This is a genomic window from Pseudoalteromonas sp. S1727 (assembly GCF_005886375.1).
Taxonomy (GTDB): Bacteria; Pseudomonadota; Gammaproteobacteria; order Enterobacterales; family Alteromonadaceae; genus Pseudoalteromonas; species Pseudoalteromonas haloplanktis.
Window position 1 is genome coordinate 23,761 of sequence record NZ_PNDT01000032.1, and the last position, 6,610, is coordinate 30,370.

Here is a 6,610-nt window from a genome sequence, read left to right on the forward strand (position 1 = left end):
CATGTGGCTTGAAACGCTTAGGCGTCGCTTGGCAAAGCCAAAAACATCGGTGCAATTGTGCTTACTTGGCGTAAGTGCTGGATTAATTGCGGCGTTTTTGATCATTCTATTTCGTTTAACCATTCTATTTTTTCAAGGCTTATTCCTTGATAACCCTGACGATTTTACCACCTTACCGCCTCTAGAACGGGTGTTAATGCCTATTATTGCCGCGTTTTTAATTGCGCTATTCGCGGCTTTCACTGGTTTTAAACATTATCGATTAGGTATTCCTTTCGTTATTCACCGCATTAAAAGTCACTATGGGCAAATGCCGTTGTATAACACCGTTAATCAATTTGTCGGCGGTGCATTAGCATTGATCAGTGGTTTTTCTGTCGGCCGTGAAGGCCCTTCCGTCCATATGGGCGCAACCGGCGCTAGTATCTTAGCTGACAAACTGCATTTACCTTACAACGCTATGCGAACCCTAAGTGGTTGTGGGGTTGCAGCAGGCATTGCAGCCTCATTCAACACCCCATTAGCGGCGGTAATTTTTGTAATGGAAGTCGTGATGCGTGAGTACAAAGTGCATATCTTTGTGCCTATTATGCTTGCTGCGGTTACCGGTGCTTTAGCTACTCAATTTGTTTTTGGTAATGCCTCTGAATTAGAACTCATCACCATCACCACTTTAAGTGGTTGGCACTATCCATTTTTAGTCCTATTTGGTATTGCACTGGGCGCTGTTGCTTATGCGTTTAACCAAAATTTAATGCTGATCATCCGCACCTTTAAACCTTTAAGCATGTTTCCACGGCTGTTATTGGCAGGCCTTATCGCTGGCGGCATCGCTTATTTAGTTCCCCAAGCAATGGGGTCTGGGATGAGTGCAATAACGCTCGCCGTAGAAACCCCAGAAGATGTACAACTGCTCACCACCATTTTAATCGCTAAATTACTCGCCACCTTATTCGCTATTGGGCTAGGTATTCCCGGTGGCATTATTGGCCCAGTGATCGGGCTCGGCGTATTAATGGGCACCTTAATGGCGTTTTTTGCGCAATTTATTAGTCCTGGTGTTGATATAGCAGGCACGTACAGCGTATTAGGCATGGCAGGGTTACTTGCCGCCACCCTACACGCGCCACTTGCCGCTTTAACCACGGTGATGGAGCTAACTTCAAGCCAAGAAATTATCGTCCCAGCAATGCTGGTTATTACAACGGCCTATGTGACCGCCTTACAAATATTTGGCAATCGCTCAATATTTTTACAGCAACTTGATTTTCAAGGCTTAAGTTATCAAGTTTCTCCAGCCACCGAAGCCCTACAAAAAGTAGGGGTTATGGACGAAATGGATGAAAACTTTAAGCTACTGTATTCAGATGATAAACAACAAATCGAAAGTACCTTAAATGCGGTGGATAGCCAAACCCCGCTGATTGTTTATGATGCTGAAAATGGCTACCGGCTTGCAGAGTATGATTTAAGTTTAATGTCGGATCAAAACATTGCTATTAACTATATCAGCCTGCAAGGGATCAGCAGCCAAGCAACCCTTGCCGATGCATTTGAGGTATTAAAAGATAAACGCAGTGGCGCTGTGTATATCTATAACTTACTCGATAATCAACAAATTATGGGGATTATGCGCTGGGATCAGATCCGCCATATCCTCACCATACGTAATAGCTTACTTTAACTAACCCAATAGAGAACATTATGAGCGCGCTACTAGTCTACAAAGCCCTACATATCTTTTTTATGATTGCCTGGTTTGCTGGCATTTTCTACCTGCCAAGACTGTTTGTTTATCATGCTATGAGCGAAGAGAAGTCATGTAATTCAATGCTTAAAGTCATGGAACGCCGCTTACTGTATTTTGTTACTCCGTTTGCCATATTAACCGCGGTATTTGGTGTATTAACCATTATGGAATACGGCCGTGAGTGGTTTAAACACAGCATGTGGCTGCACTACAAACTGGTATTAGTGATTATTTTATACCTATACCACGGCTTTTGTTTTAAGTTGCTGGCTGATTTTAAACACGACCGTAATACTCGAAGTCACCGTTTTTACCGTATTTTTAATGAGTTACCAGTATTGCTATTGTTAGTCATCATATTTTTAGCCGTAACTAAACCTAGTTTATAAAAAATTTGCTGTATACCCAAACCACCTCAAAATGTAGAAACTCGCTTCTTGAAGTGGTTTGGGTATAATATCGCGCGATTGCGTGCCCATCGTTGATGGTTGATCGCGCCCCTTTTCAATGTGATAGGAATAACCCCAATGTTAAGTTTCCAAGGTGAAAATATTCTTTCTGTCAATCAGCTCGACCGCGACTGTATTGAACGTATTTTTGCAGTAGCCAAAAAAATGGAGCCATATGCTAAAAAGCAAAAGCGCACCAATGTGTTAGAAGGCGCGATCTTAGCAAACCTATTCTTTGAGCCAAGTACCCGTACTCGTGTAAGTTTTGGCACCGCCTTTAATTTATTAGGCGGCCTCGTCCGTGAAACCACCGGCATGCAAAGCTCTGCACTTGCGAAAGGCGAATCGTTATACGATACCGCCCGTGTTATTTCAGCTTACGCAGATGCAGTCGCAATGCGCCACCCTGATGCAGGCTCAGTGGCCGAATTTGCCACTGGCTGTTCAGTACCTGTGATCAACGGTGGTGATGGCCCAAACGAGCACCCAACTCAGGCCTTGCTTGATTTGTTAACCATTGAACGTGAACTCAACCGTTTTGAGCAAGGTATTGACGGCATGCATATCGCCCTAGTTGGTGATTTAAAATATGGTCGTACGGTGCATTCACTATCAAAATTATTATGTCATTATAAAGACATCAAATTTTCAATGGTGGCACCAGATGGCTTACAAATGCCAAGCTATATTTTGGACGCCGTTGATAATGCAGGCCATAAAATTGAAATCGTCGATAAAATGGAAGGTAACTTAGCTGCCGATATCGTCTATCAAACCCGCATTCAAGAAGAGCGCTTTCCATCACAGGAAGAAGCGAATAAATACCGTGGCGGTTTTAGGATCAGCCAATCTATTTACAACGCCCACTGCAAACCAAACTCCGTGTTAATGCATCCATTGCCGCGCGACAGCCGCATGGAAGCCAATGAACTCGATAACGATTTAAATAGTAACGATAACTTAGCTATCTTTCGCCAAGTACAAAATGGCGTGTTAATTCGCATGGCACTATTTGCATTGACCTTAGATGTTGCCGACAAAGTTGAGCAATATGAAGTTGCTGTGCCATGGTTTAGCCGTAAACGCGATAGTTAATCTACCAGTACAACTAATAGGATTTTTCATGACAATTAGCCAAGATTTATTTGCCCGCGCCCAAGCGTCTATCCCAGGCGGCGTAAATTCACCAGTACGTGCCTTTAATGGTGTTGGCGGCACGCCGCTGTTTATAACTAAAGCGCAAGGCCCATTTACCTTTGATGCCGATGGCAACCGTTATATCGATTATGTGGGTTCATGGGGACCTATGATCATGGGCCATAATCACCCAGCCATTAAACAAGCGGTACTTGATGCGGTAGAAAACGGCCTAAGCTATGGCGCACCAACTGAAACTGAAATTTTCATGGCTGAAAAAGTAAAACAGCTTGTGCCATCAATTGAAAAAGTACGCATGGTAAGCTCAGGCACTGAAGCCACCATGAGTGCGATCCGTTTAGCGCGTGGTTTTACCGGCCGTGACAAAATACTTAAATTTGAAGGCTGTTACCACGGTCACGCAGATTCATTGTTAGTAAAAGCCGGTTCGGGCGCATTAACAATGGGTGTACCAAACTCACCGGGTATTCCGGAAGATTTTGCTAAACACACCTTAACAGTGTCGTTTAACAACCTTGATGAAGTAAAAGCTATTTTCGCCAAGTACGCCGACGAAATCGCCTGTATTATCGTAGAGCCTGTAGCCGGTAACATGAACTGTATCCCGCCGGTTCCTGGCTTTTTAGAAGGCCTGCGCGCGGTATGTGATGAGTACAAATCAGTGCTTATTTTTGACGAAGTCATGACCGGCTTTCGCGTAGCACTAGGTGGCGCACAAGCTTACTACAATATCACTCCTGACTTAACTTGTTTAGGTAAAGTCATTGGTGGTGGTATGCCTGTCGGTGCTTTTGGTGGTAAAACTGAGATCATGGATTACATTGCGCCAGTCGGCCCTGTTTACCAAGCTGGTACATTGTCTGGTAACCCAATCGCTATGGCCGCAGGCTTAAAAGCACTTGAACTTTTATGTGTTGATGGCCTACACGCTGAGCTTGAAGCAAAAAGCAAAGCAATTTGTGAGGGCTTTGAAGCCGCGGCTAAAAAAGCGGGTATCCCACTGACCACAAACTACGCCGGTGGCATGTATGGTTTCTTCTTCACTGAACAAGAAAAAGTAACCACTTACCAACAAGCAACGCAGTGCGACTTAGAGCGCTTTAAAAAGTTCTTCCACTTAATGCTTGAAGAGGGCGTGTACTTAGCACCTTCAGCGTTTGAAGCGGGCTTTGTTTGCTCTGAGCACTCAGAACAAGAAATCGCCGATACCATCGCCGCCGCCGAGCGTGCGTTCGCTAAGCTTTAAGTTGTAATTTTAAGTGATAAAAAAGCCCGTAAGGGCTTTTTTTTGCTTCAGCTCTCATATCAATGAATGATATTACCAAGGTATGCGGTCTTAGTAATAAGTATTAACAACTAAGCCATCAAGAGAGCTCTATGTCAGGATTAAGACGCATAACTTCCCCCGCTATCAATTTGATGGCAAACCTCAAATATAAAACCAAAATTAGTTTAGTGTTTGGTATTTTATTAGTGCCTTTAAGCGTTAGTTTATTTTTTTTATTGTCTTTGCTTACTAATAATATTGAAGTATCGCAATCTAAACGCCATGGCTTGCATAGCTACAGTGCTTTACTTGATAACTATTTAAATTCACGTACAGATAATAATGCCGCTATCGCTCGCTCCTACGGCTATTCGGTTACAGATGCTCAATCGAACGAGGCATTAGAACACATATCTACAGCTTCAAAGTTAGCCCTTGACGAGCAGTTAGCGAGCGCCTATTTAAATCGTACATTAGTCTCACCGCTGCCCGCCTTAATTTCGCAACTACATCAAATAAAGCAAAGTGCCGACACCGTACTAGAGCGCCAATCGTTTACTCCTGCAACATTTATTAGTTTATCTAACCTATCGAAATCATTACCACAATATTTAGCAAATATTCGCACCACCTTACAAGTTGCGACAGATGCCAACAAACAAGTCGGCGCAAAAATTACACCACAACTCAGTAAGCTTGAGCAGAGTATTATTAATTTTAAAACAGCTATAGATAAGAGAATACTTGAACCTGATGAGCTGGCACTGACCCAAGCTGAATTCACACAATTACATACCGAGGTTATCAACGATACCCGTCACTTGATTGCTGCAAGTGTGCCAATGTTAGAACAGCTAATTAGTGAAAAGTTACAACAACAGCAATGGATCAGAAACACAGTACTGCTTGCTTCTTTATTTAGCTTGCTCAGCGCTTGTTACCTATTAATTGGTTTCTACTTTGCGGTGGTTGACGGTATCACTCGCTTCGCTAACGCAGCAGAGCATGCTGCAAATGGTAATTTAAATGCCAAGTTAGACACTATTGGCAGTGATGAAATGAGCATAATCACTACTCGATATAATGCCTTACTGAACGCATTTAAAGGTTTCTTGGCACAGGTTAATCAAACAACATTCGATTTAAGTAGCGCAATAATTTCTCTTGAACAAGCAAGCCATCAAACAAACCTTGATGTCGGTGAGCAACAAAATCGCGTCAATACCATTCACAGCGCCTTGAGTGAAATGGCTGACAGCGCACATACGGTCGAAGACGCTGCAAACCAAGCCATGCTGATTGCGCAAACAGCGGCAGATCACGTCTTAGAAAGCTCACATAACACCATGGAACTTGCTGAGTTTATGCACGATCTACAAGTTGAATTCAGTGACAATCAACATGCTTTAGATCGCCTAGCCAAAGACAGTCAAAATATAAGTAAAGTCAGTAAAGGGATCAGTGAAATAGCTGATCAAACTAACTTATTAGCACTTAATGCAGCTATTGAGGCTGCACGTGCGGGCGAACAAGGACGTGGTTTTGCTGTAGTAGCGGATGAAGTAAGAACCTTAGCTCAGCGGACTCAACTACAAACTCAAGAAATTCATCAAATCATCAGTTCTTTGCAACATGCCTCTGACGATACACAGCAAAAAATGCGCTCAAGTGTTGATAAAATGGTGCATTGCGTACAGTCAGCTAACAATACAAATAGCGTGCTGCAAAATGCGCAACAGAGTATGCAAGAAATAACATTACAAGGTAAGTTAATAGCTCAGCGGGTACAATCACAATCCATTGCCACCAGCCAAGTTTTAAAAGATTCGCAACAGATCAGTACGTTAGCAATAAAAGCACAAAACTCCGCGCATTCAAGCTCTGTAGATACAAAGACAATCAGCCAGCTGTCTGAGCAACTAAGCAGTGCGATGCAATTTTTTAAACCTTGATCAGCTTACTTGCTAAACAAACGCAGCAACCTAG

5 protein-coding genes are annotated in these 6,610 nt (G+C 43.1%); all 5 read left to right on the forward strand.

What is annotated here, in order from left to right; translation table 11 throughout:
• The first annotated feature begins 1 nt into the window (after position 1).
• On the forward strand, positions 2–1,684 hold the full coding sequence (locus CWB85_RS09715; protein ID WP_138554749.1) for a chloride channel protein: 1,683 nt from the start codon (positions 2–4) through the stop codon (positions 1,682–1,684).
• Between the two features lie 20 nt (positions 1,685–1,704).
• Positions 1,705–2,139, forward strand: a complete 435-nt coding sequence (locus CWB85_RS09720; RefSeq protein WP_016708673.1) for a CopD family protein — start codon at positions 1,705–1,707, stop codon at positions 2,137–2,139.
• Positions 2,140–2,277: 138 nt separating this feature from the next.
• Complete coding sequence (locus CWB85_RS09725; RefSeq protein ID WP_016708672.1) at positions 2,278–3,294, forward strand: aspartate carbamoyltransferase; 1,017 nt, start codon at positions 2,278–2,280, stop codon at positions 3,292–3,294.
• 28 nt (positions 3,295–3,322) lie between these two features.
• The gene (hemL, locus tag CWB85_RS09730) at positions 3,323–4,603 is read left to right on the forward strand and encodes a glutamate-1-semialdehyde 2,1-aminomutase (protein ID WP_016708671.1); all 1,281 of its coding nucleotides are present in this window, start codon (positions 3,323–3,325) and stop codon (positions 4,601–4,603) included.
• A 131-nt stretch (positions 4,604–4,734) separates the two neighbouring features.
• Positions 4,735–6,576, forward strand: coding sequence for a methyl-accepting chemotaxis protein (locus tag CWB85_RS09735; RefSeq protein WP_171039000.1), 1,842 nt, complete (start codon positions 4,735–4,737; stop codon positions 6,574–6,576).
• The last annotated feature ends 34 nt before the right edge of the window (positions 6,577–6,610 follow it).